The following is a 24,556-nucleotide window of genomic DNA, read 5'->3' as shown; positions in this document are numbered from 1 at the left end:
TAAGGTTTATAATAAAGGTACAAAAGGCAGTCCACTCCACAGAGTGGCTTCCAAAAGATTAATTTCTATTAAAAAATAGTCACTTACCTTTGGGTTGGAGGGTGACTATTTTTTTTGTACCATTTTTTCTATCTATGTAAACGAGAATAGCAACGATAAGCATCGCTGCATTTATGATAATCATAAATTCTTCATAAGTAGACATATTATAGAACCACCTCCTTTCGGAGATGGAAGTCACCCGGCAGATGGACTGCCTGATTGTATTATATCAAAATACGGTAAAAAAAACAACTAATTAAAGTGATGAATATTGATACGAGTATGATAAGATTGAATTGGGATTATGTGATATTTCATATATTTTACTGAGGGACAGTGGACTTATATAGAACACTGTCCCCACTTTTTTACATTCTTTTGTCTTATTTGCTTTTTTATCAGAATCAACCGGCCAGCCGTCTTCTTAGCAGTTCCAGATACGGCTCGTTTACCTGACAGTTTAAAAGCGCAAAGGATCTCATGATTCTGGCAATGTCATCGGCGGAACAGTTCTGAAATGCCTTGGCGTATTCCGGCTGCAGGACTCCGGCGCAGAAACTGGTGAGAAGGGCGTAGTTCATGCATTTCTGGAAGGTGCCAAAGGTGTAGTTTGACGACTCGCTTAAAAGTGACATGACGTAGCGGGTGAACTGTCCGGTGACCTCCTTGCCGGGGCAGGCGCTTCGCCAGGCGGTGAAGTTTTCTGCGCCAAGCAGACCTTTCATACGCTGCACATCAGAGACTGTTTTCATGTATTCGCTCTCGGGATCTAAAGTGACCCAGCCCATGGTACCGCAGTCCTTGTACGTCCAGGTGGTCCAGTGAAGCCCCAGTTCATTAAATGCACGGAGCTGATCATCCATGGAGGCCAGCCGGTAAGGGATGTCATCGCCTCCGGTGCAGTACTGGGAACCGAATTCCCCTACCCACAGAGGAACCTGGTGGGTCTCGGAAAACTGCCAGCCTTCCGTCTCCTTTATGTGGCGGATCTGTTGTTCATAATCCCAGTAACAGCCGGCTTCGACGCGGTCGTTGTGAAGCATCTCATACTGGCCGGGATAGGCGCCGGGACCGAAGCTGGAGACAATATAGTCGTGGGAAGAGTATACCAGGTTATCGTCAAACGGAGCCTCTAAGCCGTTAAAATTATGGCCGTAGGAGTCCCCTTCTATGAAGATGATGTGGCGTTTGTCTATCTCTCTGATCCGGTCTACGGCAGTGTGAATGATCCGGTTGAAGTTCTGATAATCGGAGGTAAAGTTTTCATACATATTAAAGGGATAATCTCCGCTGCGGCAGCTTGAACTCGGTTCATTGAGAAGCTCATAGCCAGCCACGGCCGGACAGTCTTTAAAGCGGGACGCAATTTCCTGCATCAGGGCGTAATAGCGCCTCTGGTAACAGGCGTCAGACCAGAACAGGGAGATTCCCCGGTCATTATCGCTGTGCCAGTGGGTGTTCTGCCAGCCCTGAACCGCATGCATGTCAAAGATTACGTAAAGACCGTGTTTTTCACAGAGATTCACGGTCTCCCGGAGAAGACGGAAGCCCTCTTCTCTGTAAACAAATGGAGCGTCATCGGTCTCAAAATGACGGTAGTTCAATGCCAGACGCACCACAGTAGCGCCTGTGGAAGCAATAAATGCCAGGTCTTCCTCTGACAGAAAATTGCGAATCATTTCCTGGAAGAAGTAAGTTCCGTTCTCCTCCCCCAGCCTTTTTTTCATATGCTCGCGAAGCGAGATCTCTGTTCCTGGGAATCCGTTGATAAAATTCTCCATGTTCATCCAACCGCCTACACAGGTGCCCCTCAAGTAAACCGGCGTTCCGGATTCCGTTACAATGTTCTTTCCTCTGGTATTAAGGAATTCCATACAGTATAACTCCTTTCTAAAAAAATATTTATCTAATTTTACTATGGAGAAGTGGCTGGGACAAGATGAAAAAACATAAACATTAACAAAAAAATGGATAATAACGAAACAATAAACGGAAATGTTGATAAAAAATCATACTTATTTTTTCTGGAGCGATGTGCTAAGATGCAATCATGAAGTTCAGATGACGCCGGCGCTGGCAGCAGAACTTGTAAATAAAAAATGGAGGAGTCTATCATGAAATTAAAAAAGTATTTAGGGGTTTTACTGAGCGGAATAATGGTACTTTCCATGGCGGCCTGCGCCGGTACGGATAAAGGGCAGACGGCAGCCCCGGAGAGTGGACAGACTGGGGGGACAAAAAAGGAACAGGCGAAAGGGGAAGAGGGAAGCGGCGATATAACTAAGATTACCATGTGGTCCAATGACCAGCATGATCAGGCGGTTTATGAAGAAAGAGTTAAAGAGTTTAATGAAACCATTGGAAAAGAAAAAGGAATTTCCGTGGAATACACAGTTTATGGGAGTGATTATTATACGACGCTTGATGTGGCTGTAACTGCCGGAGAGGGGCCGGACATTTTCAAATGCAATAAAATCGGCAATTATGCGGAGGCGGGATACATTATGCCGTGGGAGGATGAAGACGGTTTAAAGGGTCTGGTGGATCGTTTTTCGGAGTATAACGCTCCAGGCTATGGAGAATTTGGCCAGAAGACGTATTCTATTCCGATCCGCGTGACGACGTATGGCCTTGCCTGCAACATGGATATTTTTAACAAATACGGACTTAAGACGCCTGAGACATGGGAAGAAATGAGGGCGTGTGCCAAGGCAATCACCGAAGGGAGCAGGGAATCGACTTACGGATATGCACTGGCCATGGGATATACATCATACAACTATTTCTATTTGAATTTACCGAACGCAGCCAGCGTGGGTGATGAATATTTCAATCACACTACAGGCCGGTATGATTTTGAATCCCTTGGCGGTTTCTTTGACCATCTTCAGGGGATCATCGACGACAAGAGTATGTTCCCGGGCTTTGAGACGATGGATGGGGATACTGCAAGAGCTCAGTTTTCGGCAGGAAATGTAGGAATGATCGGTGTTATGTCTTCAGATGTGACGACATTTAAAAATCAGTTTCCATGTGATTTCGAGTGGGTCGTAATTCCGTATCCGGTTCAGGATGCTTCTAACCGTTATAAGGAACCGATTGGAGTTTCCATGTCCTATGTCATTAATTCCAGGGCGGCAAAGGAGGGATATGCGGACAAGGTTGCAGAGTTTGTAAATTACCTGTATTCCGATGAAATGTTTGTTGCTACAAATGATGCACAGGTGGATATCAGTATTCTGGGTGACGAGATTACCAGCCAGTCGAAGGCAGAGAGTCTCGATCCGAACTGGATTAAATTCTCTGATATGGATGTGTATTGTATCAAGTATCCAAATCCGGATGGTGATTTATCAATTGAAGGCGACAGCTATCAGGACGTTTACAATAAGATTTTGACCGGAATTGTCACAGATGTGGATGGTGCGCTGAAGGATTTGACGGAACGCTATAATAAGGCCCTGGATGAAGCCATTGCCTCTGGAAAGGTGAACATCGACGACTATATTGATTCTAATATTGCCGGGAAAATGAAGTGGGGTCAGTAACAAAGATGATAAAAACGAAGAAAAAAACGAAAAAACTGCATTCCGCAAACAAAATTCAGGAAATCCTGATGATTACGCCAATGACGATCGGCTTTCTTCTGTTTTCCGTCTATCCGATTATCTGGGTGCTTCGGTGGTCATTCTTTAAGTATAATGGATACAGTGAACCGATTTTTGTGGGGCTGGGTAACTTTATCCGGGTGTTCACACGTGATCCGGCATACTGGGATTCGCTGAAAAATACGTTCCTGATTGCCGGTATGAAGATGGTATTTGAAATTCCGCTGGCCCTGGTTTTAGCGGTATTCCTGAATAATAAGATTAAGGGAAGCTCTTTCTTTCGCGTGGTATTTTTTCTGCCCTCCGTGTTCAGCATTGCTGTAGTAGGTTTGATTTTCTCTATCCTGTTTGGGGCTTACAACGGAATCGTCAACGCGATACTAAAAAATATGGGGCTGATCACGCAGAATATCAGCTGGTTCAGTGACAAAGGACACGCCATGTTCGTCATAATCCTGGTGTCGCTGTGGACTACCTTCGGATTAAATATGATTTATTTTCTGATGGGGCTTCAGAATATCTCCAAATCGTTGTATGAATGCGCTGCCATTGACGGAGCCAATGAAATGCAGCAGTTCTTTTACATTACGCTGCCCCTGGTAGCCCCTATCCTGCAGCTCGTACTTATGCTGAGCGTATTGGGAACCATGAAAATGACGGATTTAATCCTGGTGCTCACGAATGGAGCGCCGGGAGGTTCCACCGAGGTGGTTATGACGTACATCTTTAAGTATTTCTTTTCTTATGGGGAAAGCGCCGCTATGGAAGTGCAGTTCGGTTACGCTTCCTCCATGGCGGTCGTCACGGCGGTGATTCTGGGCATTGTCACGCTGATCTACTTAAAGGTATCGAAAAAAATGCAGGAAGTGGAAGAATAGGAGGCGCTATGAGAACAGTCAGTAAGAGCTTCTGGAAAGCAGTGATCTACGCGTTTCTCCTGGTGATTGCCGCATTTGCACTGTTTCCGGTTATTTACATTTTACTAAGCTCCTTTAAGTCCAATAAGGAGATTCTGGTTGGAGGACTCGGAATCCTTCCGACGGAGTGGCATTTTGAAAACTATATACAGGCATGGAAGCTGGCGGATTTTGGAAGGCTGACCTTTAACAGTATTTTTTATGCGGTTGTGGTGGTAGGCGGATGTGTCGTTACATCGATTACGGCGGGGTATGTATTTGCCAGGGGGACGACCCGGTTTTCCAAAGTGGTGAACACCATGGTGCTCTGCTCCATGTTTGTATCCATTGGAACTCTGTCGCTCTATCCGCAGCTCAGTCTGGCCAAGGTGTTCGGGCTTAGCGGGACGTTGTGGGGACCCATCATCATCCGCGTGTTTGGCATGAATGCGACACAGGTTTTTATCGCTACCGGTTTTGTGAGGCAGATATCCAGGGAGATCGATGAGGCAGCACAGATTGACGGATGCAGTTTTTTTAAAATATTCTGGAGAATTATTTTTCCGCTCTGCAAGCCGCTGGTGGCAACTACAGGCCTGGTAGCGTTTCGGACAGCCTGGAGCGATTATCTCCTGCCTTACGTATTTACCATTGCGGCAAAGGACAAATGGCCGCTGGTCGTCGGTGTTGTCAGTCTGAAATCCAGCGGCGAGGCTGTGTCCTCATGGAATCTGATGCTGGCGGGAATCAGCATTTCCATTTTACCGATGCTTATTGTATACTTATTTTTAAACAAGTATTTTATTTCAGGTTTGACGGAAGGCGCCATAAAAGGATAGGTGACTGTTAAGCCGGACGGGGATTGTGGGGGAAGAAGATGTTTTATACAATTGGATTGCTGGTGGCGTTTTCTGTCATACTGCTTATTTTCGACCATAAGAGCAGATACTCCTATTTATTTGTTCTTATGGCGACAGGAGCGACCCTGGCCTTCTTCTCCATCATTCTCCATATTAACATGTTTGCCAGTTATGGAGAATACTACGGCAGAAATATTTATTACCGGCTGGACTATATGATCTATAAAGTAATAACCGCCAGGCTGGCGCTTCCCATCGTCATGAACATCCGGCTCATGAACGTGGGGATCGCCCTGTTCCTTCTGGCTGAGACGATTTTTAACTATGAATTTCAGAAAAACCTGGGAAGAGGGAAGACGAAAACAGAAAAGGATAGCTGGACGAAGCGGCCGCGCTCCGGCGCGCGCTTCCGACATGCCGGACTCTTTATTCTGGTCCCCCTACTCTCCCTGATTCTTTATGATCCGGTAACTTCCACAAAAATGTATATTTTGTACCATACCAGCGGGAACAAGCCGCTTGTGTACGCTTTGTTCTGTTTCTTAAATGTTGTATTTAAGCTGGTGGTTCTGCTGTTGCTGCTGCGTCCCATCTGTGTTCTGATCCGGTATGTGATGGTGACGTCAGTGCGGTTTTTGCGCAAACGGATACTCCTGTTTTCCATGGGGCTTCTGCTTGCCGACGCAATCTTTTATGTGTTCTTTTATATCGGGCCGTTCAGCGTGTCTGTGGATAAGGTAATCCGCAGCGGTTTCTGGATTTTTGAAAATGTCCAGGCCCGGATTCAGAAGGTCTATTTGACCGCCCCGTCACTGGTACTGGTGGTGATTTCTTTTTGCATGTTTATCCTGCTGAGTTTCCGGATGGACATGTCGGCGACGCCGTTTGTGAAGCGGAAGATCCAGAAGAATTTAAACATTATGAACGAGGTGCTGGGAGAAACGCTTCACTCTCAGAAAAATCTCTTCTTTTCCCAGCAGATTCTAATCACGAAGATCGAAAATAAGGTGGAGAATAAGGAGGCGATACCGGAAATCGGGCGCATGAGAAAGCTGATCGACGAGTCGCTGGGACGGACGACGCAGATGCTGGATGAATTGAAAGAGATTAAGTACCACTACTTAAATAACAGCGTTACCAGCATCATCGATGAGGCGTTAAATGAGGTTACGCTGCCTTCCTACATCACGGTGGAGTGGAGCAGCGAGGGTTACGAGGATATTTGCGGAATGTACGACCGGTATCATCTGTGCAAGGCGCTTGTTAATATTTTGAATAATTCAGTGGAGGCCATTGAACAGTCGGGAAAGGAAGAGGGGAAAATCGCAATCCGGCTGGAATTTCTGTTCCGGTGGCTGATTATCATGATCCAGGATAATGGGAAAGGAATCCGTTTCCGTGACCGCGGCCGCATATTTTCACCGCACTATTCCGGAAAACAGGGGAAGATGAACTGGGGGTTGGGTCTTCCTTACATATACAAGGTGATCAGGGCACATCTGGGACAGATTAAGATTGACAGCAGATACGGAGTGTATACGTCGGTGTTTCTTCTCCTGCCCATGAGCAGAGAGGAGAAGGCTGGTCCTGCATTGCAGAATGCAGCGCTAGTGCCTCCGAAGGCATTGGCGCCTGGAGACACCAAGTAAAAGGGGGAGGAAAATGGAGAAGATTAAGCTGGTCATAGCGGATGATATGGAGGAGATCAGAATTCATCTGGCGGAGGAGATTGCCGCCCACTCGGACGATATCGTGGTGGTGGGGCAGGCGGCTACCGGCCATGAGGCGTTTATCATGGTGGAACGGCTGCTTCCCTCTGTTGTTCTCATGGATATTCAAATGGAGACCAGAACATCCGGCATTACGGCGATCGGCAAAATTCACGAGCGTTATCCGGGGGTGAAATGCATCGCGCTGACCATTCATGAGGACGAAGAATTTATATTTCAGGCATATCTGGCCGGAGCAGTCGATTATATCATAAAGACCAGTTCGATTGAAAAGATAGTCAAATCCATTCACGATGTGATTGACAATAAGCTTCTGGTCCGACCGGAGGTGGCGAAGAAACTGATCGACGGGTACCAGAGAGTCTACGAGAAGCAGAGCCGGTTAAAGGAGACCTTTCAGGTCATGCTTCTGATTAACACGACGGAATATGAGATTCTTAAAATGGTATATGAAGGCTTTACTTATAAGGACATTGCATCAAAGCGTTTCGTGGAGGAAACCACGATACGGTCCCAGGTCAACCATATTTTAAAGAAATTCGGCAAGAAGCGGATGAAGGATGTGGTGGCACAGTTAAGGGAACTGAATATTTTTGACGAGTGATTTTACAGATAGAAATGGGGATGGATAACGATGGAATACAATATATTTGGCAGGACCGGCATGAAGGTGTCGGATATCGGATTTGGCGCCTGGGCGATCGGCGGGAAAGGCTGGGGTGATGGAAGCAGTGACAGGGATGCGGTCGAAGCTTTAAATGTTTCATGGGAAAAGGGGATCAACTTATACGATACATGCGATGCCTATGGAGATGGGCACAGCGAAATACTGATCGGAGAGTTTTTGAAGGGACGAAGAGAGACGTCCGTTATCGTGACCAAGGGCGGTACGAACTACCGTCTGCCGGAACGCAGCAAGAATTTTAACAGAGATTATCTCATGATGTGTCTGGAGGAGAGTCTGAGACGGCTTCAGACGGATTATGTGGATGTCTATCTCCTGCATGTCCCGGATGCGGATTGGCAGGACAGAGCCGCGGTACTGGAGACGCTGAAAGAGATGAAGCAGTCGGGTAAGGTGCGGTTTGCAGGACTGGCGATGTGGGGAGCAGGAGATACGATGCACGCTCTGGAACGCGACCATGACCGCGTGATCGATGTGCTGGAATGTCCGTTTAATATCCTGAACAAATCCAATCTGGAGGTCGTGAAGCTGGCAAAGGAGCGGAATATCGCGGTGATGACCAGTCAGCCGCTGGCCAGCGGAATACTGACTGGAAAGTACCGGGAAGGCGCCCGTTTTGCGGAAGGCGACAACCGGAGAGGATTCTGGTCAGAGGAACGTTTCGAGGCGGTAAGACCGGACATGGAGATTGTGGAGGCGTGTACCGCGGAGACGGGACTCTCCATGGGGCATCTGGCGCTGGCGTATAATATGACGTATCCGGGTATCAGTTGTGTGATTCCGGGAGCGAAAAATGCGGCCCAGGCACTGGATAACGCAGCGGCCACAGGACTGCGTCTAAGCAGTGAGATTATGGAGCGCTTAAGCAGTACAAAAGGCTTTGTTTTTTAGTCTGGTGCCGCATAAAGCTTGAGGGAGACTGTCATGAAGAAAATAAATTTGCGGGAGGGCTGGCTCCTGAAGCGCTTTCCCGCGGGAACGGAGTATCGTCCGGAGGAATTGGAAGCTGCTTTTGGAGCGCCTGGCAGCGGGAAGGACCGCAGTTTTTCTGTCAGGGATTTTCCGGAGCAGGTACACGATGTGCTTCTGGATTACGGTGTGATAGAGAATCCCAATGAGACGGGGATTAACCGTGATTTATGGATTGATGAGTACGACTGGGTATACCGGCTTGAATTTACCGGCGGTACTTTTGCGGGAGCAGGGGGATCAGTCTATCTCAATCTGAAGGGAACAGATACCTTTGCTTCGGTCTATTTAAATGGAACGTTAGTTGGCACATGCTGCGATGCATTTCTGGATTACCGGTTTCCTGTAGAGGGAGTGAAGGCGGAAGAAAATGTGCTGCTTATCTGGTTTCGGTCTGCAAAGGAAAAAGTGAACGGGGTCAGGCTTCCGGAACGGTATGAGGGGCGTGTACCCACTATCTCCGCAGTGCGGGCATTCCGCTCTGGTTTTCATGAGTACTGCGGCCCGGTTCCGAGCCTGATCCGGTGCGGGATCTATGGTGATGTGACTCTGGCGCGGGAAGATCCTCTTCTGTTTGATGAGGTGACCGCGGACAGCAGGCTTTCTGAAGACGGGGAAACAGGTATGGTTGCGGTTACAGCCTCTTTTCTGGGGGCTTTGGAGAAGTACCGGGGAGAACTGCTGCGGGCCAGGATTCTTGATGGGGACGGCTGTGTGAGGGCGGAGGAAATACGGCCAATCACGAAGCGGTCAGAGACCGTGGAACTCATGGTACCGCATCCCAAACTCTGGTGGCCGAGGACAATGGGCGAACCGGCGGTATACCGGCTGGAGCTTACGTGCGGCAGCGGGGCGGTGGATTCGTGCGGCAGCGGAATGGCAGATTCGGTGGAAAAGGTGATCGGATTCCGCAGAATATCCATGGTGGGGGATATGGATTTCCAGATCAATGGAAAGCCGCTTAAGCTGTGGGGAGCCAATCTCGTCCACCCTGATACACGGAGCAACCGTTACCGCCCGGCGGTGATGGAACGGCTGTTTAATCTGGCGGAGCTGGGGAATTTTAATATTCTGCGGGTCTGGGGGGAGAGCGAACGTTATCCTGAGGCATTTTATGAGGAGTGTGATAGACGGGGGATACTTATCTGGCAGGATTTTTATCTCTGCTATTCGGCATACCCGGAGGAACCGGAGTTTCTGGAACTCTGCCGCAGAGAGGCAGAGCAGATGACGAGACGGCTGAAATCCCATCCGTCCATACTTCTCTGGTGCGGCGGTAATGAGACACTCTTATGGAGAGATTATGATAATCCCGGCGGTCCCTGTTTTGGTGAGGAGATCGTTTGCCGCGTACTTCCACAAGTATGTGCGGAACAGGACCCGGATCGGTACTACCATCCGTCTTCTCCGTGCGGCGGGGACTTTGCCAATGATCCTTCCGCGGGAGATACCCATGGCTACACCCATCTCTGGTTTGTGCCAGGGAGGGAATTCCCCGTCTTCTTAAGTGAAAACTGCCGGGTCTCTACACCATCCATGAAGTCCATGAGACGGATGATGAAGCCGGAAGAACTCTGGCCCCCCGGATATACGGGGTGTGTTAGCCGGAGGCAAAGGAAAGAGTGGCCGGAAAGCTGGGAGCTTCACAACACGAATCAGGGCGTTATAAAGCTTGGGCCTGTGGAACATTATTATGACGCGGAGACGGCAGAGGAACTGGTCTATCGGATCGGCGCCGCTCATGCGGAGTATATTCACGGGCAGGTATGCCGGTTTCGCAGGGGCTTCCGGGGAGATGAAGCGTCTTCCACCGGCACAGTCAGGAGGACGAACGGCCATATACTCTGGAAATTTAACAATAACAGCAATATTATCTCCTATGGAATTGTGGACTACTATCAGGAACCCTACTATCCCTATTACGAGCTGAAACGGTGTTACTCGCCATTTCTTGTGTCGTGTGAGCTGGGGGATCATGGGTACATCTGGGTGACGAATGATACGGGGTGCGCCGTAAGCGGACGTCTGGAAATATTTCTGTTTGACATAGTAAAGAATGAACGGCAGGCGGTATTTTATGAGAACTTTCAGGCGGAACCGGATGAATCGAAACCGGTCTGTACGATTGACCGATTCGGTCAGTTTAAAAAAACCAATCTGGTCTGTGCCGTCGCATATTCCGTGGAAGGCAAAATTCTGGGAATGTGTGCAGAGCCGTGTGAGATTGAACGAAGAATGGAGTACCCGGAACATACGGGGCTTCAGATCAAGCAGGAGGGAGATGACCTTGTCGTCACTGCGAGCCGGTTTGCCAGATGTGTAGAGCTGACCGGGGATGAGGACGGCGATGAATTTGGCTGGCTGTTTGAGGACAATTACTTCGATTTGCTCCCCGGAATGAAAAAAAGAATCCGGGTTCTGGGGCGCCATGAGAGGGGAACGGTGAAGGCGAAAGCCATCTATGATGACGATGAGGGGAAAACAGAATATCAATTACTCATGTCTTCTACCTCAAACGTTGGCTACAATAGGCTGATTGATAGCAGCCTGCCTGCTTCGGACATGCCTGACAGGCCTCTGCAAACAGAGTATTATATCCTCCCCTCCATAGCGGGACTATAGTTTTGGTACGATTACCGGACCAAAAACATACCTGCTCCATACCGTGAGATAAGTGCCTTTGTAACTGTGCAGTTAAAATAAAGTAAATAGCAAGCGAAAATTTTGGAGACTATTATTGTATCATTAGTTGGAAAAGAGAGGAGGCTAAGTGGAGATCACGAAAGAGTCAAGAGGGGTACAATTCCTCTCATGTCTAAAGATATGAATTTCCATGTACATTTTATGAAAAGAGAGATAGAGGAGCACAGGAAGACTCCGGTGAGATATGACTGTGATGTGGTCGTCTGCGGGGGCGGAACTGCAGGCTTTACGGCGGCGCTGGCAGCAGCCAGAAACGGAGCGGATACCATACTGGTGGAACGGTTTGGCCATGTAGGGGGAACTCTTGTGAATGGGGCCGGACCGCTGCACAGCTTTTTTAACCTGTATAAGGCCTATGCGGATGCGGCAAAGACTCAGGTGGTCCAGGGAATTCCGCAGGAAATTGTGACGCGCATGATGGAGGCATCGGGATCGCCGGGGCATCTGGAACAGGATAAGGGCGGGAACTACGATTCTGCTATTACGCTGATAGATTGGGAGATTTTTAAGGATGTCGCATTTACCATGCTGGAAGAGGCAGGTGTGAGGATTCTGCTTCATACGGTGATCGCAGACGTGATAAAAGACGGCGGGCGGCTGGAGGGGATTATCATCGAAGGGAAGTCCGGAAGAGAAGCCATACTTGCCCGCACCGTGATCGATTCCACCGGCGACGGCGATGTGGCGGCGCTGGCTGGAGCAGGATTTGTTAAAAAGCATGATACAACCTCAGTGGGAATGCCCTTTGGCATGACAAATGTGGATATGCCCCGGCTGGTGGAATTCTGCCGGGAGAGGGGCCTTGTCAACCAGCTGATTGAGGGGGATAAGGGGAGCGTGACCGACCATGTGATACGGCTTGGCTTTGAACTGAAAAAGGTGCCTGAATTTACGGAGTTTATGGAGCAGACAGGGATGTGGGGACCCCTTGGGTTTTCTCTTCATGAGGGAGAATTCACCTACATTAATTCGGCGGCGCTGCCCAGTGTGGATACCACCGACACGGAGGCTTATTCAAAGGCGGAGATCGCGCTCCGTCATCAGATTATGAAACTGGCGGCAATGCTGAAACAGTATATTCCAGGCTTTGAACACGCTTATGTGAGTTGGACGCCGGCCAGTATCGGCGTGAGACTTACGAGAATCGTGGAATGTGAGTATGACCTGTCCCTTGAGGAGATTGTATCCGGAAAACGGTTTGGGGATGAGGTGTATTTATATGGATTCCATGACTGCGCCCCAAGAATTACCATTCAGGGAGGCGGATATTACGGCGTTCCATACCGGGCGCTGCTTCCAAAGCATGTGGAGGGACTGCTGGTGGCGGGAAGATGCATTACCAGCACCTGGGAGGCACATATGTCCACGAGAAACACCGTGTCCTGTATGGCTCAGGGCCAGGCAGCAGGAACTGCGGCGGCGATGTGTGTAAAGGAAAATATCCTGCCGAGAGGTCTTAATGCGGAGAAACTGCGAAAAACGCTGAGGTCGCAGGGTGTATTTTTGGGTGATGCTTCATAAGAAAGGAGAACAGGGATGAAAATTAAATTACTGGAGCCTATAGGGGTTCCCGCGGAAACAATCGAGGAATATGCCCGGAAACTGACGGAGATGGGGCATGAGTTTGAGTGGTTTGACACCGTGGCGACAGATCCAAAGGAGCTGGCTGTTCGATCTGCAGGGAGTGATATTGTTATGATAGCCAATCATCCCTACCCGGAATCGGTGATTCTGTCTGATCAGGATTTAAAGATGATATCCGTGGCATTTACGGGAATTGACCATGTAGCAGCGGAGGCTTGCAGGGAAAAAGGAATCATGATCTGCAATGCGGCCGGTTATTCCAATCAGACCGTGGCAGAACTCGTTATCGGGCTGGCGGTGAGCGGACTTAGAAATATAAGGAAGGCGGATATCCAGCTTCGCAAAGGCGGGACAAGCGCGGGAATCGGCGGCCGGGAGATCTGCGGCAGAACGGTGGGAATCATCGGTCTGGGACGCATCGGCCTGATGACCGCAAAGCTGTTCCTGGCATTTGGGGCGAGAGTGATCGCCTATGGGAGAAGCCGTTCGGAAGAGGCGGAGAAGATGGGGATTACCTACTGCTCCCTGGAAGAGGTTCTGGCGGAGAGCGACATTGTGTCACTGCACCTTCCGCTCAATGGAGAAACCAGAGGCTTTCTGAATGCGGACCGCATCGCACTTATGAAAAGAGATGCCGTGTTTATCAATTGTGCCAGGGGTCCGATTGTGGATAATCAGGCACTGGCCGACGCACTGAATGAAGGGCGTCTTGGCTATGCGTGCATTGACGTCTACGATATGGAACCGCCGCTTCCGGAAGATTATCCTTTGCTGTCCGCAAAGAATACGCTGCTGACACCTCATCAGGCGTTTATTTCGGAAGAGTCCATGCTTCGGCGGGCGGAGATCGTGTTTGAAAATGTCTTTGCCTGGCTGGAGGGGAAGCCTCAGAATGTTTGTAAGATATAAATTTGCAGGATAATAAAGGGATTATAAAAATGCAGGCTGATGCAGATCGGCCAGATATGTATAATTTTCCGCATATTGACATCTCTTTCAACGTAGAGAGGATCTCTGCACAGATATATTTCTTATCCAGTTAAGCGCCAGAGCAGAAAAAATTCTAATTGACACGATGGAATAGATAGGTTTTCATTAAAAGTACAAAAGGCAGTCCACTCCACAGAGTGGCTTCCATGCGATTAGTTGCTATTAAAAAATAGTCACTTACCTTTGGAGGGAGGGTGACTATTTTTTTGTACCATTTTTTCTATACTATATTAAACGAGAATAGCAATGATAAGCATCGCTGCATTTATGATAATCATAAATTATTCATAAGCAGACATATTATAGAACCACCTCCTTTCGGAAATGGAAGCCACCCGGCAGATAAACGGCCCAATAAAATTATATCAGAGAAAAATTCTGACATAAGGAAAAAGTTGATATAATCCTGTAAAATGATATGGATCTCAATCGTAGCCCAATGTATATACAACTTAACATAGGCGTTACTAAAGACAATGATAGAAGATAGAATAAAAAAATCGAATGGTATAATACGCATTTATAACGTGGAGACAGCGGTCTATAGAAGCCCGCTGTCCTCACGTTTTTTATGTGAAAAATATCATACCACGGCTACCTTACAAAATGCAAGCATATATAAGCTTACAAAATTGTGACATGTGTGCAAAACAAAGCGGTTATGTTTGTACAAAAGGTAAAATAACATAATAAAACGACAAAAATAAAAAATAAATATTGCATATTGCATAAAAGTATAGTACCATGTAACTAACAAAGGAAATAAAATGTATGCATACAAAAATGACCGTATCATGAATGAAGTAAGAGGAGGGGCTTATGGAAAAATTAAAGGCAAAGGAGAAGGACAGGCGGATCAAGCGAAGCACGATTGAGGTGGCGGCCGAGTACCTGATTATAGCGATTCTGGCACTGGCGTTTATCGTTCCGTTTATCTGGCTGATTCTGAGTTCTTTTAAGACGAGTCAGGATTTATTCCGGACACCGCCGAAGTGGCTGCCTGAAACATGGACAATAGGGAACTATATCCAGGGATTTACCGGATTTCCATTTCTCAAGTATCTGGGAAATACGCTGTTTATCATTGTATTTAACGTGATCGGCGGACTGTTCTCCAACTCTCTTGTGGCCTATGGATTTTCCAGAATCAAATGGAAAGGAAGAAACGCGGTGTTCTATCTGGTGCTGATGACGATGGTTCTGCCGTTCCAGGTAACCATGATTCCGTTATTCCTGATGTTTCAAAAGCTGGGCTGGATCGGAACCTTTCTTCCGCTGATCGTTCCGTCGTTCTTTGGTAATGCCTTCTTTATCTTTCTGCTGCGGCAGTTTCTGGTCGGGGTACCGTATGATATCTCGGAATCCGCCAAGATAGACGGGGCAAGCGAATTTACTATTTTTTACCGGATTATTATCCCACTGGCGAAACCGGCGCTGACGACGGTGGCGATCTTTACCTTTATGAACTGCTGGAATGACTTTATCGGACCGCTGGTATTTTTGACGGATAACAAGCTGTATACCCTGTCCATTGGAATTCAACAGCTGATGAGCACGAACGACCCGAGGTGGCCTCTGGTTATTGCGGTTGGAGTGTCGATGACACTGCCGATGCTGGCGATTTTCTTTATCCTTCAGAAATACTTTATCGAGGGAATTTCATTTTCCGGTATCAAGGGGTAATACTGGATTTGATGCGTAAGGTTTGATGCATAAGGTTAGATGCGTGAGAGGTGACACGCAGATAGGAGTGAGATATGAACAGGAAAAAAACGAGGAGCAGATCGAAGGCGGACAGACGGAGTCTTCTGACGGGCCTGGCGTTTATCAGCCCGTGGATCGTGGGATTTTTATGCTTTACTTTATATCCGATCATTAATTCTTTGCGGTATTCGTTTACGAACTATTCCGCACTTAAGGCCCCCAGATTCGTAGGCCTCGATAATTATAAGACGCTGTTTACCAGTGATCCTCTGTTTATCAAGTCCATTATGAATACAGGGTATATGATGGTGGTGGGCCTTCCCATAATTATCATTGTAACATTTATCATTTCAGCAATTGTAAATGACCGGAGACTGAGAGGCGTTTCTTTTATCAGGACATTATTTTTCATGCCGACGCTGGTGCCGATGGTGGTGCTTTGCATTCTGTGGATCTGGCTCCTTAAGGACAATGGGGCGGTAAACCAGGGGCTGGCACTGATCGGGATCGACGGACCGGGCTGGCTGGCCAGTCCACGGTGGGCGAAGCCGGGCATGATTCTGATGAATTTATGGTGCTCCGGTAATCTGATCATTATATTCCTGGCCGGTCTGCAGGATGTACCGACGAGCCTTTATGAGGCAGTGGAGATTGATGGAGGCAATATCCTACATAAGTTCCGGTACATTACCATTCCTTTTATGAAGCCGATTATTGTGTACAATGTGGTCACTTATATGATCAAGCTGCTGCAGCAGTTCACAGAATCCTTCGTTATGACGAACGGAGGTCCCAATGATTCGACGACCTTCTTCGGATATTATCTGTATAACAATGCGTTCAAGTTTATGAAGATGGGGTATGCATCCGCGATGGCCTGGATCATGCTGGTGGCTGCGATGATTTTGACCTTTGTCATGCTGAAGGTAACCGGTTTTGGCAAAGAAGAGTCTTAACATATTTAATAAGAAGAAAGATAAATATAAGGAGAAAGCGAGGAAGTAAAATGGGAAGCGTAATAGAAACAAATGTGGTGTGTCAGATTGGACTGGTAGTCAATGATGTGGAGAAGACAGGGCAGGCCTTTGCAGATTTCTTTGGAATCGAGAGGCCGGAGGTTGCGGATTCCGGCCCCGATGAGATTGTAAAGGCGGAAGTCTGCGGGGAACGGTCCACGGCCTCCTGCAAGATGATGTTTTTCGATACGCCAACGGTACAAATTGAGCTTATTGAACCGGATGAGAAGCCCAGCGCTTGGCGGGATATTCTCAATGAAAAGGGGGAGGGACTTCATCACATCGCCTTCCAGGTAAAAGATGCCGAGGGCAAGATAAAGACTCTTGGTGAAAAAGGATTTCCGCTGATGCAAAAGGGCAATTACGGAAATGGTTCGGGAATGTACGCCTATATTGATGCAAGAAAAGATCTAAAACTGATTTTTGAGCTTCTGGAAAGCTTTTAAGAGAAGGAGATACGAGATGGGGAAGAGAAAAGGAATCATTAATCCAAAGACCTGCTGTCAGGTAGGACTGGTCGCCAGAGATATTGAAAAGACGGCGGCGCTGTACGCGGAAGTGTTCGGAGTCCCTATGCCTGAGATCAATTCGATGCCGCCGGTGGAAATAGCGCAGACGAAATTCAGGGGAATCGCTTCAGGCACGCAGGCCAGGCTATGCGGATTTGACATGGGCCAGCTGTTCCTGGAGATCATGGAACCGGATGAATGTGACAGCTCCTGGAAGGAAGCACTGGGGGATAAGGACGTGGTATTCCATCACGTGGGCTTTATGGTCGATGATCTGGAGGAAGCCGTCGCATTTTTCGAAGACAGGGGCTGCCCGGTCAGACACCATGGAAAATATCCGGGGGGCGAGTATCTGCTTCCGGAGTCCATGGAGAAGTATGGAATCCTGTTCAATTTAAAATATGAGCCGGAAGGCTGAAATGAATCATTAAAATAAGAAGGAGGAGCATTTCATGAGAAAAAGAGGAGCAGCACTGGTTCTTACAGCGGCAGTGGCGTGCAATCTGGCCGGATGCGGCGGTACAGCGGCCACAAAGAATGAAACCACAAAGAGTGATACCACAAAGAGCGAGACCACGAAGGAGGCCGGAGCACAGACGGAGGAGAGCAAATCGGAAGCAGCGCAGATGCCGGCGGAAGGAGAGGTTGTAATCAAATACTGGTATCCGTGGGGTGGAGATTCGGAGACCTGGGATCTGTGGCGTATCGAGGAATTTGAAAAGAACAATCCGGGCATAAAAGTAGAAGCTACGTATGTGCCGCCGGATGCGGGAATTACCAATGGAAAGCTGATGGCGGCCATCGCCTCCGGCAATGTACCGGACGTCATCTGTGCACCGAACCTTCTGACCTATCCTATGGCGGCCCAGGGCGCCTTCGAGGACGTGTCTGCGGCTATGGAGAAGCTTGGCCGATCCAGAGACGACTATCAGCCCAGCGTTCAGAGCCTGATGGATATCGATGGAGCATGGTACATCATGCCGATGGAGACGGACACGCAGATGCTTTTCATTAATAATGAAAAAGCGGCTGCGGCCGGCCTGGACGTGAGCAATCCGCCGAAGAGCATATCGGAACTGGATGAGTGGGCGGATAAGATGACGGTGAAGGAAGGCGACGACTATACGACAATGGGCTTTATCCCATGGATTGACGGCGCGGAGACCGACGTTTACAATCAGGCATGGTACTTTGGCGCTCAGATTTATGAGGATGGGAAGATCAACCTTACCGATCCGGACCTTGTCGAGATGATGAACTGGCAGAGAAAGTATGCAGAAAAATATAACCCGGAGAAGATTAAATCCTTCGCTTCCGGTTTTGGAGGCGCATTCTCGCCGGATCACGCGTTCTTTACGGGAAAAGTGGCCATGACGATGAATGGAAACTGGTTTAACAACGCGATTAAGCAGTATGTGCCGGATATGGACTATACGGTAGTGCCGATGGTAGTAAGCGACAGCCATCCGGAGCTGTACGGCGGTTCCGTTTTGGGCGTCAATACGTACTGCGTGCCTAAGGGGGCAAAGAACATCGATGCGGCTGCCCGGTTTGTCGATTACATTGCCAACGCATATATTGCGGATGACAACAACAAGACATGGTACAGCACACCTACCAGAAAAGACGTTATCGACGAGCTGACTCTGGTAAAGGAGAATGACGAACGCTATTCAGTTATCAAGAATATGGTCTTTAACGAGCACTCCAATACTCCGGCGCTGTGCAGCATTCGAAGCGTCATGGGCCAGGAACTGATCTCCGTCCGTGATAAGTGCCTTTATGAAGATAAGGACCCGGAGCCGCTGCTGGCGGATCTGCAGGGAAGAATGGAAAAGGAATTGCAGAACACGCAGTAGAGCAATGTTTAAATACGCTCTGGTGAAAAACGGGGCTGCTGCACTGAATCAGTGCGGCGGCCCGTTTGTACGCGGATGGAGGTAGAAGCGATGGAAGTATTGGTATCGGGGGCGCTTATGGGACTGGGCGCCGCGTTATGCAGAAAATTTTTAAGCGAGGGACACCGGGTTTTCGCAGGTGTGCTGCAGACAGAAGATTTGATGGAGCTGGAAGAACTGAAGGGCAATCCCCGGCTGATTCCCGTCTTGCTGGACGTTTCGGATAAAGACAGTATTGAGGCGGCGAGAGCGGCAGTCGGGAAATACACGGACCGTCTGGAAATCCTGATCAATGTGGCCGGAGTGCTCTTAAACAGGGAAGGAACCATTCTGACGGACCGCTATGAGGAGCTGGAGAAGACCTTTAAAGTAAATACCATAGGCCCTGTCTATATTTGCAGCCGCTTTTTCGACCTGCTGACGGAGAGCGGAGGAGGAACCGTGATTAATATTTCGTCTGAGGTGGTCTCGATTGACGGAGTGGGGCCAAAGTACGCCGCCTACTGTATGAGTAAGACGGCAATTGCACAGTATGGCTTTATACTGAAGCAGACGGTTGCTGCGCTGGGTATACCGACCCGCGTCTTTTCCGTTCACCCGGGGCGTATGAAGACGGCCATGGGGGCGGAGAACGGCCAGATTGAGGCGGCTGAGTCGGCCGAGGGAATATATCGTCTGGCGGTAGGGGAAGTGCTTGCGGATAACAGGGAAATCTATGTGGATTACCGTGGAACTGCTATGCTGCATCAGGCTGGAAGAAAGGAGTGACAGGATGGGATTTAAGGATGGATTTGTGTGGGGAGCGGCAACGGCTTCCTATCAGGTAGAGGGGGCTGTGACGGAAGGCGGCAGAGGTTTAACCGTATGGGATGAATTTGCCCGCATGCCGGGAAAGACATTTTCCGGGCACACGGGGGATGTGGCGGCGGACCACTATCACCGCTATGCGGAGGACGTGGCGATTATGAAGGCGCTTGGGTTAAAGGCCTACCGCTTCTCCGTGGCCTGGAGCAGGATTCTGCCGCAGGGATACGGGGCGGTGAATGAGGAAGGCCTCCGCTTTTATAAGAACCTGGTGGATGAACTCGTTAAGAATGGGATTGAGCCGTATGTGACACTGTTCCACTGGGATCTGCCATACGGGCTTTACCGGATCGGCGGTTGGCAGAACCCTGCGATCACAGATTATTTTGCAGAGTATGCGCGGATCGTGGCGGAGTATCTGGGCGATAAAGTGAAACACTATATTACGTTTAATGAGCCTCAGTGTTTTATAGGTCTCGGCCACGTGACCGGCGAGCATGCCCCGGGAAATATCATGTCCCGGAGAGCCGTTCTGGAGATGGCTCATCATGTGCTTCTTGCCCATGGAAAAGCCACAAAAGTATTGAGGAAAGTGGCTCCGCATGCTAAAATTGGGTATGCGCCGACGTGCAGCGCCCATTATCCGTATACGCAGAAACAGGAGGATGTGGAGGCTGCGAGAATGGCAACTTTCGATATATGTCCGGATCCGGATAATTTTATGTGGAATATTCCCTGGTGGAGCGATCCTGTTCTCTTCGGGAAATACCCAGAGGAAGGGGTTCGCCTGTACCGGGATATTATGCCGGAGATCGGGGCAAAGGACATGGAAGTGATCTCTGAGCCGATCGATTTCTACTGTCAGAATATCTATAACGGGAGCGCGGTACGCGCGGATGGAAACGGCGGATACCGCTATGTCCCGCGTGAGCCGGGATACGCCCGCACATCCATCGGATGGCCGGTGACGCCGGAGAGTCTGTACTGGGGTCCCAGGTTTTTATATGAGAGATATCAGAAGCCGTTTTATATCTCAGAAAATGGGATGGCGGCTCACGACAGTGTTTCGCTGGATGGAAAGGTCCATGATCCGAACCGGATCGATTTTCTGCAGCGGTATCTGCGCTGCTTAAAGAAAACGGCGGAGGAAGGGACTCCTGTTGAGGGATATTTTTTGTGGTCCCTGATGGATAATTATGAATGGTCAAAGGGTTACTCTGAGCGTTTTGGAATCGTTCATGTCGATTACAAAACACAGGTGAGGACTATCAAGGATTCCGGATACTGGTACAGAGACGTAATTGCCGGCAACGGTGTTCATTTGTGATAAAAGGTTACTGTGCACAGCGTGAACCGTAACGATAAAAGAGATTGTCAGAACCCAGGGGGTACGAAGATGAGGACAACACAGCAAGACATAGCAGATTATTTGAAAATATCCAGACTGACTGTTTCCAAGGCGTTAAATTATGCCTCGGGAGTCAGCGAGGAGACGCGGAACCTGATTTTGAGCACGGCAAAACAGCTCGGATACCGGCATATTTCTGAGAGACAGATGCAGGAGGCAGAAGTCCCTTCGGAACAGGAGGGAAATGTGACGATGTCGGATTTAAAACAGATTTGCCTTTTTTCAAACTTAAACTGTACAACGGACTCTTACTGGGCGCCTGTCATCAGCGGAATGGTCAGGACTCTGACGAAACGCGGCTATAATCTGAATCTGTGTTTTCTGGATCTGTCGGAGGATACGGATTTTGAGTTCCCGATTAACTTTAATCCCAGGACGGCCAGCGGAATCATTCAGCTGGGGAATTTTAAGAAACACCATATCCGCCGGATCAGGGAGTGCGGACTTCCGGTGGTGGCTGTGGATACGGTGGAAGACGCGTGGACGGAAGGGCTTTTCTCAGATGTTATCATGGGCGTAAACGAAGAGCCCATGAAGGTGCTGATCGGCCATCTGGCAGATCTGGGACATACGAGAATCGGTTATGCCGGAGCCATAAACGGCCAGCTGACGAATAAGGAGCGGTGGCAGGGCTACCGCCGGGGGCTGGCGGCCGCGGGGTTAAACGTGGGATCGGAGGACTGTTTTATCGGAGAGTTCCAGGAGATCGTACAGAAGATTGAGGCAGAGGAGCGGCTTTCGCATCTGAAGAATTTCCCTACGGCGGTGGTGTGTTTTAATGACGTGCTGGCCATTTCGTTGATGCGGTATTTCCGCGCAGCGGGGGTAAAGGTGCCGGAGATGGTGGCGGTGGCTGGTTTTGATAATCTGAGCGAATCGCTGGCCGCGGATTTGACTACGGTGAGTGTGAACCGGGAGGAGCTGGGGATGAGCGCTGCGGAGACGATCCTGTGGAGAATTGAGAATCCGGAACGCCCGTACCGGGTGATCCGGATATCGGGGGCGGAATTGATCGTTAGAAACAGCACCAGTGCAAAGCTGTACTAGAGCGTGGGGGAAAGAGAAAATAGAACTTATGGATAGAGTGAAAACAGGTATTTTAGGCTGCGGTGTGATCAGCAGTACCTACATAAAGAACATACAGGAGCTGTACCAGCCTCTGGAAATCGTGGCGTGTGCAGACGTGGATACCGGGAAGGCAGAGGCGCGTGCCAGAGAGTTCGGGATAGAAACGTGGTCCGATCCGGACCGTTTGCTTGAAAATAAGGACGTTTCCATGATTATCAATCTGACGCCGCCTAAGTTCCATTATGAATTAAACCGCCGGATTCTGATGGCGGGTAAGAATTTATTCTGCGAGAAGCCATTTGCCTTTACCTGGGAACAGGCGAGGGAGCTGACGAAGCTGGCAGAGGAGCGGGGAGTGCGGATCGGCGGTGCTCCGGATACGTTTTTAGGACTGGGGCTGCAGCGGACCAGACTGCTTCTGGAGCGGGGAGCCATAGGACGGCCGCTCTACTTAAACGCGGCGATGATGTCCTGCGGAGTGGAAACGTGGCATCCGGCGCCGGCTCAGTTTTACCAGGAAGGGGCCGGGCCGCTTTACGATATGGGACCATACTATATAACTGCTGTCGTGGCCTTGTTTGGACCTATTGCGGAGATCAGAGCCATGGCGGCAACCGGATTTGAGAAGCGGAAGATATACAGCCAGCCTTTGGCGGGCGAAGAGCTTACCGTTGAGACTCCCACTTATTATACGGCCCTTTTAAAGCTTACCGGCGGGCTGATTGCCAATCTGACCATCAGCTTCGATATCTGGAAATCTACTCTGCCGATGTTTGAAATATATGGAACAGAGGGGACGCTGTCTGCACCGGATCCCAATATGTCGTCGGGAATGCCGGAGGTCACCAGGAAAGAGACAGTGCTGACGGACCGTACGGCCGCAGCAGAGCCGTTAAACCGCAGTTTCCCGGATGAAGAGGAACTGAGACGGCTCTATCCCGAGACTGCGGAGTATATAAGAGGAGGCGGGGCGCTGGATTTAGCGATGGCCATAAATGAAAACAGGCCTGCAAGAGCCGGAATGGATTTGGTCTGCCACGTGTTGGAAGCTATAAACGGAATCATGGAAGCTGCGAAGAGCGGCGGGTGCTATTATATGAAGACAACCTGCGGGAGGCCGGAGCCTCTGATGGAGGGGGATTCTGCGGGAGAAGTCAGACAGAACAGAAAGAGAGAATAGAATATGAGGCTGGGATTAGCGTCGCCGCTGAAACATGAGACTCCAAAGGAGTGGGCGGCCAATATGAAAGCCATCGGCTGCGGCTGTGTAGTATTTCCCGTGGATTATATGGCGGGAGAGGCGGTTGTCGGTGCGTATGCCGAAGCCGCGGAGCAGGAAGGGCTTACAATCGCAGAGGTAGGGGCATGGTCCAATCCGCTGTCACCGGATGAAGATGTGCGGAGTGAGGCTTTCACCCGCTGTGTCCGGCAGCTTCAGCTGGCTGACCGGATTGGCGCGTCGTGCTGCGTCAATATAGCCGGAAGCGCGGGAAGCCGGTGGGATGGGGCTTACAAGGAGAATTTTACAGAGGCGCACTGGAAGAAGACGGTGCGTTCCATTCAGAATATTATTGATGAGGCAATGCCGGAGCGGACGTATTATACGCTGGAACCGATGCCCTGGATGGTACCAGCCGGTCCGGAGCAGTATCTGCGGCTGCTGGAGGATGTGAACCGGGAGTGGTTTGCCGTGCATATGGATCTGGCAAACTGGATCACAAGCCCGGATAAGTATTTTAACAATCATGAATTTATGGAGCAGTGCTTTGCGATGCTGGGAGACCGGATAAAAAGCTGCCATATTAAGGACGTATCCCTGCGGGAGGAATTTACGTTCCAGTTAAAGGAGACGGCCTGCGGAGACGGGACGCTGGATTTAAGGAATTATATCAGGCTGGCAGAACACGTCAATCCGGATATGCCGGTTATCATTGAGCACCTTAAAGGGGATGAGGAATACTTAGAAAGCCTGAAGTATGTCAAGTGTTTTGGTTCTGATATCCCATAGGAAATACCTATATAATACAATACAAAATCTATATTTCCCTATGCTTTCGATCTATGCTATGATTATGTTCATAA

At 49.2% G+C, this 24,556-nt stretch carries 21 protein-coding genes; 19 read left to right on the top strand and 2 right to left on the bottom strand.

Going from position 1 to position 24,556, the window contains the following annotated elements:
* Positions 1 to 79: 79 nt before the first annotated feature.
* Positions 80 to 205, bottom strand: coding sequence for a putative holin-like toxin (locus H8S75_RS33565; RefSeq protein ID WP_432764177.1), 126 nt, complete (start codon positions 203 to 205; stop codon positions 80 to 82).
* Positions 206 to 446: 241 nt separating this feature from the next.
* On the bottom strand, positions 447 to 1,916 hold the full coding sequence (locus H8S75_RS06870; RefSeq protein ID WP_187020256.1) for a glycoside hydrolase family 5 protein: 1,470 nt from the start codon (positions 1,914 to 1,916) through the stop codon (positions 447 to 449).
* A gap of 240 nt (positions 1,917 to 2,156) precedes the next feature.
* Between H8S75_RS06870 and H8S75_RS06865 the strand changes: the two genes are divergently transcribed.
* The 19 genes from H8S75_RS06865 (at position 2,157) to H8S75_RS06775 (ending at position 24,482) form a co-directional block, all read left to right on the top strand.
* Positions 2,157 to 3,590, top strand: coding sequence for an ABC transporter substrate-binding protein (locus H8S75_RS06865; protein ID WP_187020254.1), 1,434 nt, complete (start codon positions 2,157 to 2,159; stop codon positions 3,588 to 3,590).
* 68 nt (positions 3,591 to 3,658) lie between these two features.
* Positions 3,659 to 4,528 carry a carbohydrate ABC transporter permease gene (locus H8S75_RS06860; protein WP_243270191.1) on the top strand — a complete coding sequence of 290 codons (870 nt, stop codon included), beginning with the start codon at positions 3,659 to 3,661 and terminating at the stop codon, positions 4,526 to 4,528.
* A gap of 8 nt (positions 4,529 to 4,536) precedes the next feature.
* Positions 4,537 to 5,385, top strand: a complete 849-nt coding sequence (locus H8S75_RS06855; protein ID WP_187020251.1) for a carbohydrate ABC transporter permease — start codon at positions 4,537 to 4,539, stop codon at positions 5,383 to 5,385.
* A gap of 38 nt (positions 5,386 to 5,423) precedes the next feature.
* The gene (locus tag H8S75_RS06850) at positions 5,424 to 7,055 is read left to right on the top strand and encodes an ATP-binding protein (protein ID WP_187020249.1); all 1,632 of its coding nucleotides are present in this window, start codon (positions 5,424 to 5,426) and stop codon (positions 7,053 to 7,055) included.
* Between the two features lie 13 nt (positions 7,056 to 7,068).
* Entirely contained in the window at positions 7,069 to 7,740 is a 672-nt protein-coding gene (locus H8S75_RS06845) for a response regulator transcription factor (RefSeq protein WP_187020247.1), read from the top strand.
* A gap of 30 nt (positions 7,741 to 7,770) precedes the next feature.
* Entirely contained in the window at positions 7,771 to 8,712 is a 942-nt protein-coding gene (locus tag H8S75_RS06840) for an aldo/keto reductase (protein WP_187020245.1), read from the top strand.
* A 33-nt stretch (positions 8,713 to 8,745) separates the two neighbouring features.
* A complete protein-coding gene (locus H8S75_RS06835; RefSeq protein WP_187020244.1) occupies positions 8,746 to 11,412 on the top strand; it encodes a glycoside hydrolase family 2 protein in 2,667 nt (888 codons plus the stop codon).
* A gap of 258 nt (positions 11,413 to 11,670) precedes the next feature.
* On the top strand, positions 11,671 to 13,014 hold the full coding sequence (locus H8S75_RS06830; RefSeq protein ID WP_349768871.1) for an FAD-dependent oxidoreductase: 1,344 nt from the start codon (positions 11,671 to 11,673) through the stop codon (positions 13,012 to 13,014).
* Positions 13,015 to 13,029: 15 nt separating this feature from the next.
* A complete protein-coding gene (locus H8S75_RS06825) occupies positions 13,030 to 13,986 on the top strand; it encodes a 2-hydroxyacid dehydrogenase (RefSeq protein WP_187020242.1) in 957 nt (318 codons plus the stop codon).
* A gap of 900 nt (positions 13,987 to 14,886) precedes the next feature.
* Positions 14,887 to 15,750, top strand: coding sequence for a carbohydrate ABC transporter permease (locus tag H8S75_RS06820; protein WP_002604840.1), 864 nt, complete (start codon positions 14,887 to 14,889; stop codon positions 15,748 to 15,750).
* 74 nt (positions 15,751 to 15,824) lie between these two features.
* Positions 15,825 to 16,727, top strand: coding sequence for a carbohydrate ABC transporter permease (locus H8S75_RS06815; protein ID WP_187020240.1), 903 nt, complete (start codon positions 15,825 to 15,827; stop codon positions 16,725 to 16,727).
* Between the two features lie 50 nt (positions 16,728 to 16,777).
* Complete coding sequence (locus H8S75_RS06810; protein ID WP_187020239.1) at positions 16,778 to 17,233, top strand: VOC family protein; 456 nt, start codon at positions 16,778 to 16,780, stop codon at positions 17,231 to 17,233.
* 16 nt (positions 17,234 to 17,249) lie between these two features.
* Positions 17,250 to 17,714, top strand: a complete 465-nt coding sequence (locus tag H8S75_RS06805) for a VOC family protein (RefSeq protein WP_187020237.1) — start codon at positions 17,250 to 17,252, stop codon at positions 17,712 to 17,714.
* 34 nt (positions 17,715 to 17,748) lie between these two features.
* Positions 17,749 to 19,155, top strand: a complete 1,407-nt coding sequence (locus tag H8S75_RS06800; protein WP_187020235.1) for an extracellular solute-binding protein — start codon at positions 17,749 to 17,751, stop codon at positions 19,153 to 19,155.
* 90 nt (positions 19,156 to 19,245) lie between these two features.
* The gene (locus H8S75_RS06795) at positions 19,246 to 19,962 is read left to right on the top strand and encodes an SDR family NAD(P)-dependent oxidoreductase (protein WP_187020233.1); all 717 of its coding nucleotides are present in this window, start codon (positions 19,246 to 19,248) and stop codon (positions 19,960 to 19,962) included.
* Positions 19,963 to 19,966: 4 nt separating this feature from the next.
* Positions 19,967 to 21,325, top strand: a complete 1,359-nt coding sequence (locus H8S75_RS06790) for a GH1 family beta-glucosidase (RefSeq protein ID WP_187020232.1) — start codon at positions 19,967 to 19,969, stop codon at positions 21,323 to 21,325.
* 69 nt (positions 21,326 to 21,394) lie between these two features.
* On the top strand, positions 21,395 to 22,453 hold the full coding sequence (locus H8S75_RS06785; RefSeq protein WP_187020230.1) for a LacI family DNA-binding transcriptional regulator: 1,059 nt from the start codon (positions 21,395 to 21,397) through the stop codon (positions 22,451 to 22,453).
* A 28-nt stretch (positions 22,454 to 22,481) separates the two neighbouring features.
* Positions 22,482 to 23,654, top strand: coding sequence for a Gfo/Idh/MocA family protein (locus tag H8S75_RS06780; RefSeq protein ID WP_187020228.1), 1,173 nt, complete (start codon positions 22,482 to 22,484; stop codon positions 23,652 to 23,654).
* Between the two features lie 3 nt (positions 23,655 to 23,657).
* On the top strand, positions 23,658 to 24,482 hold the full coding sequence (locus H8S75_RS06775; protein WP_187020227.1) for a sugar phosphate isomerase/epimerase family protein: 825 nt from the start codon (positions 23,658 to 23,660) through the stop codon (positions 24,480 to 24,482).
* Positions 24,483 to 24,556: the final 74 nt, after the last annotated feature.

Origin of the sequence: Hungatella hominis (genome assembly GCF_014288005.1) — a bacterium.
GTDB classification, from domain to species: Bacteria; Bacillota; Clostridia; order Lachnospirales; family Lachnospiraceae; genus Hungatella; species Hungatella effluvii.
The sequence above is the reverse complement of the archived record's forward strand: the minus strand, read 5'-3'. Positions and strand labels throughout refer to the sequence as shown.

Coding starts and splice junctions, on each gene's coding strand:
- H8S75_RS06850 (WP_187020249.1), top strand. CDS start 5,424: ATGTTTTATACAATTGGATTGCTGGTGGCGTTTTCTGTCATACTGCTT.
- H8S75_RS06790 (WP_187020232.1), top strand. CDS start 19,967: ATGGGATTTAAGGATGGATTTGTGTGGGGAGCGGCAACGGCTTCCTAT.
- H8S75_RS06795 (WP_187020233.1), top strand. CDS start 19,246: ATGGAAGTATTGGTATCGGGGGCGCTTATGGGACTGGGCGCCGCGTTA.
- H8S75_RS06840 (WP_187020245.1), top strand. CDS start 7,771: ATGGAATACAATATATTTGGCAGGACCGGCATGAAGGTGTCGGATATC.
- H8S75_RS06825 (WP_187020242.1), top strand. CDS start 13,030: ATGAAAATTAAATTACTGGAGCCTATAGGGGTTCCCGCGGAAACAATC.
- H8S75_RS06870 (WP_187020256.1), bottom strand. CDS start 1,916: ATGGAATTCCTTAATACCAGAGGAAAGAACATTGTAACGGAATCCGGA.
- H8S75_RS06775 (WP_187020227.1), top strand. CDS start 23,658: ATGAGGCTGGGATTAGCGTCGCCGCTGAAACATGAGACTCCAAAGGAG.
- H8S75_RS06780 (WP_187020228.1), top strand. CDS start 22,482: ATGGATAGAGTGAAAACAGGTATTTTAGGCTGCGGTGTGATCAGCAGT.
- H8S75_RS06815 (WP_187020240.1), top strand. CDS start 15,825: ATGAACAGGAAAAAAACGAGGAGCAGATCGAAGGCGGACAGACGGAGT.
- H8S75_RS06805 (WP_187020237.1), top strand. CDS start 17,250: ATGGGGAAGAGAAAAGGAATCATTAATCCAAAGACCTGCTGTCAGGTA.
- H8S75_RS06855 (WP_187020251.1), top strand. CDS start 4,537: ATGAGAACAGTCAGTAAGAGCTTCTGGAAAGCAGTGATCTACGCGTTT.
- H8S75_RS06785 (WP_187020230.1), top strand. CDS start 21,395: ATGAGGACAACACAGCAAGACATAGCAGATTATTTGAAAATATCCAGA.
- H8S75_RS06845 (WP_187020247.1), top strand. CDS start 7,069: ATGGAGAAGATTAAGCTGGTCATAGCGGATGATATGGAGGAGATCAGA.
- H8S75_RS06865 (WP_187020254.1), top strand. CDS start 2,157: ATGAAATTAAAAAAGTATTTAGGGGTTTTACTGAGCGGAATAATGGTA.
- H8S75_RS06800 (WP_187020235.1), top strand. CDS start 17,749: ATGAGAAAAAGAGGAGCAGCACTGGTTCTTACAGCGGCAGTGGCGTGC.
- H8S75_RS06820 (WP_002604840.1), top strand. CDS start 14,887: ATGGAAAAATTAAAGGCAAAGGAGAAGGACAGGCGGATCAAGCGAAGC.
- H8S75_RS06835 (WP_187020244.1), top strand. CDS start 8,746: ATGAAGAAAATAAATTTGCGGGAGGGCTGGCTCCTGAAGCGCTTTCCC.
- H8S75_RS33565 (WP_432764177.1), bottom strand. CDS start 205: ATGTCTACTTATGAAGAATTTATGATTATCATAAATGCAGCGATGCTT.
- H8S75_RS06810 (WP_187020239.1), top strand. CDS start 16,778: ATGGGAAGCGTAATAGAAACAAATGTGGTGTGTCAGATTGGACTGGTA.
- H8S75_RS06860 (WP_243270191.1), top strand. CDS start 3,659: ATGATTACGCCAATGACGATCGGCTTTCTTCTGTTTTCCGTCTATCCG.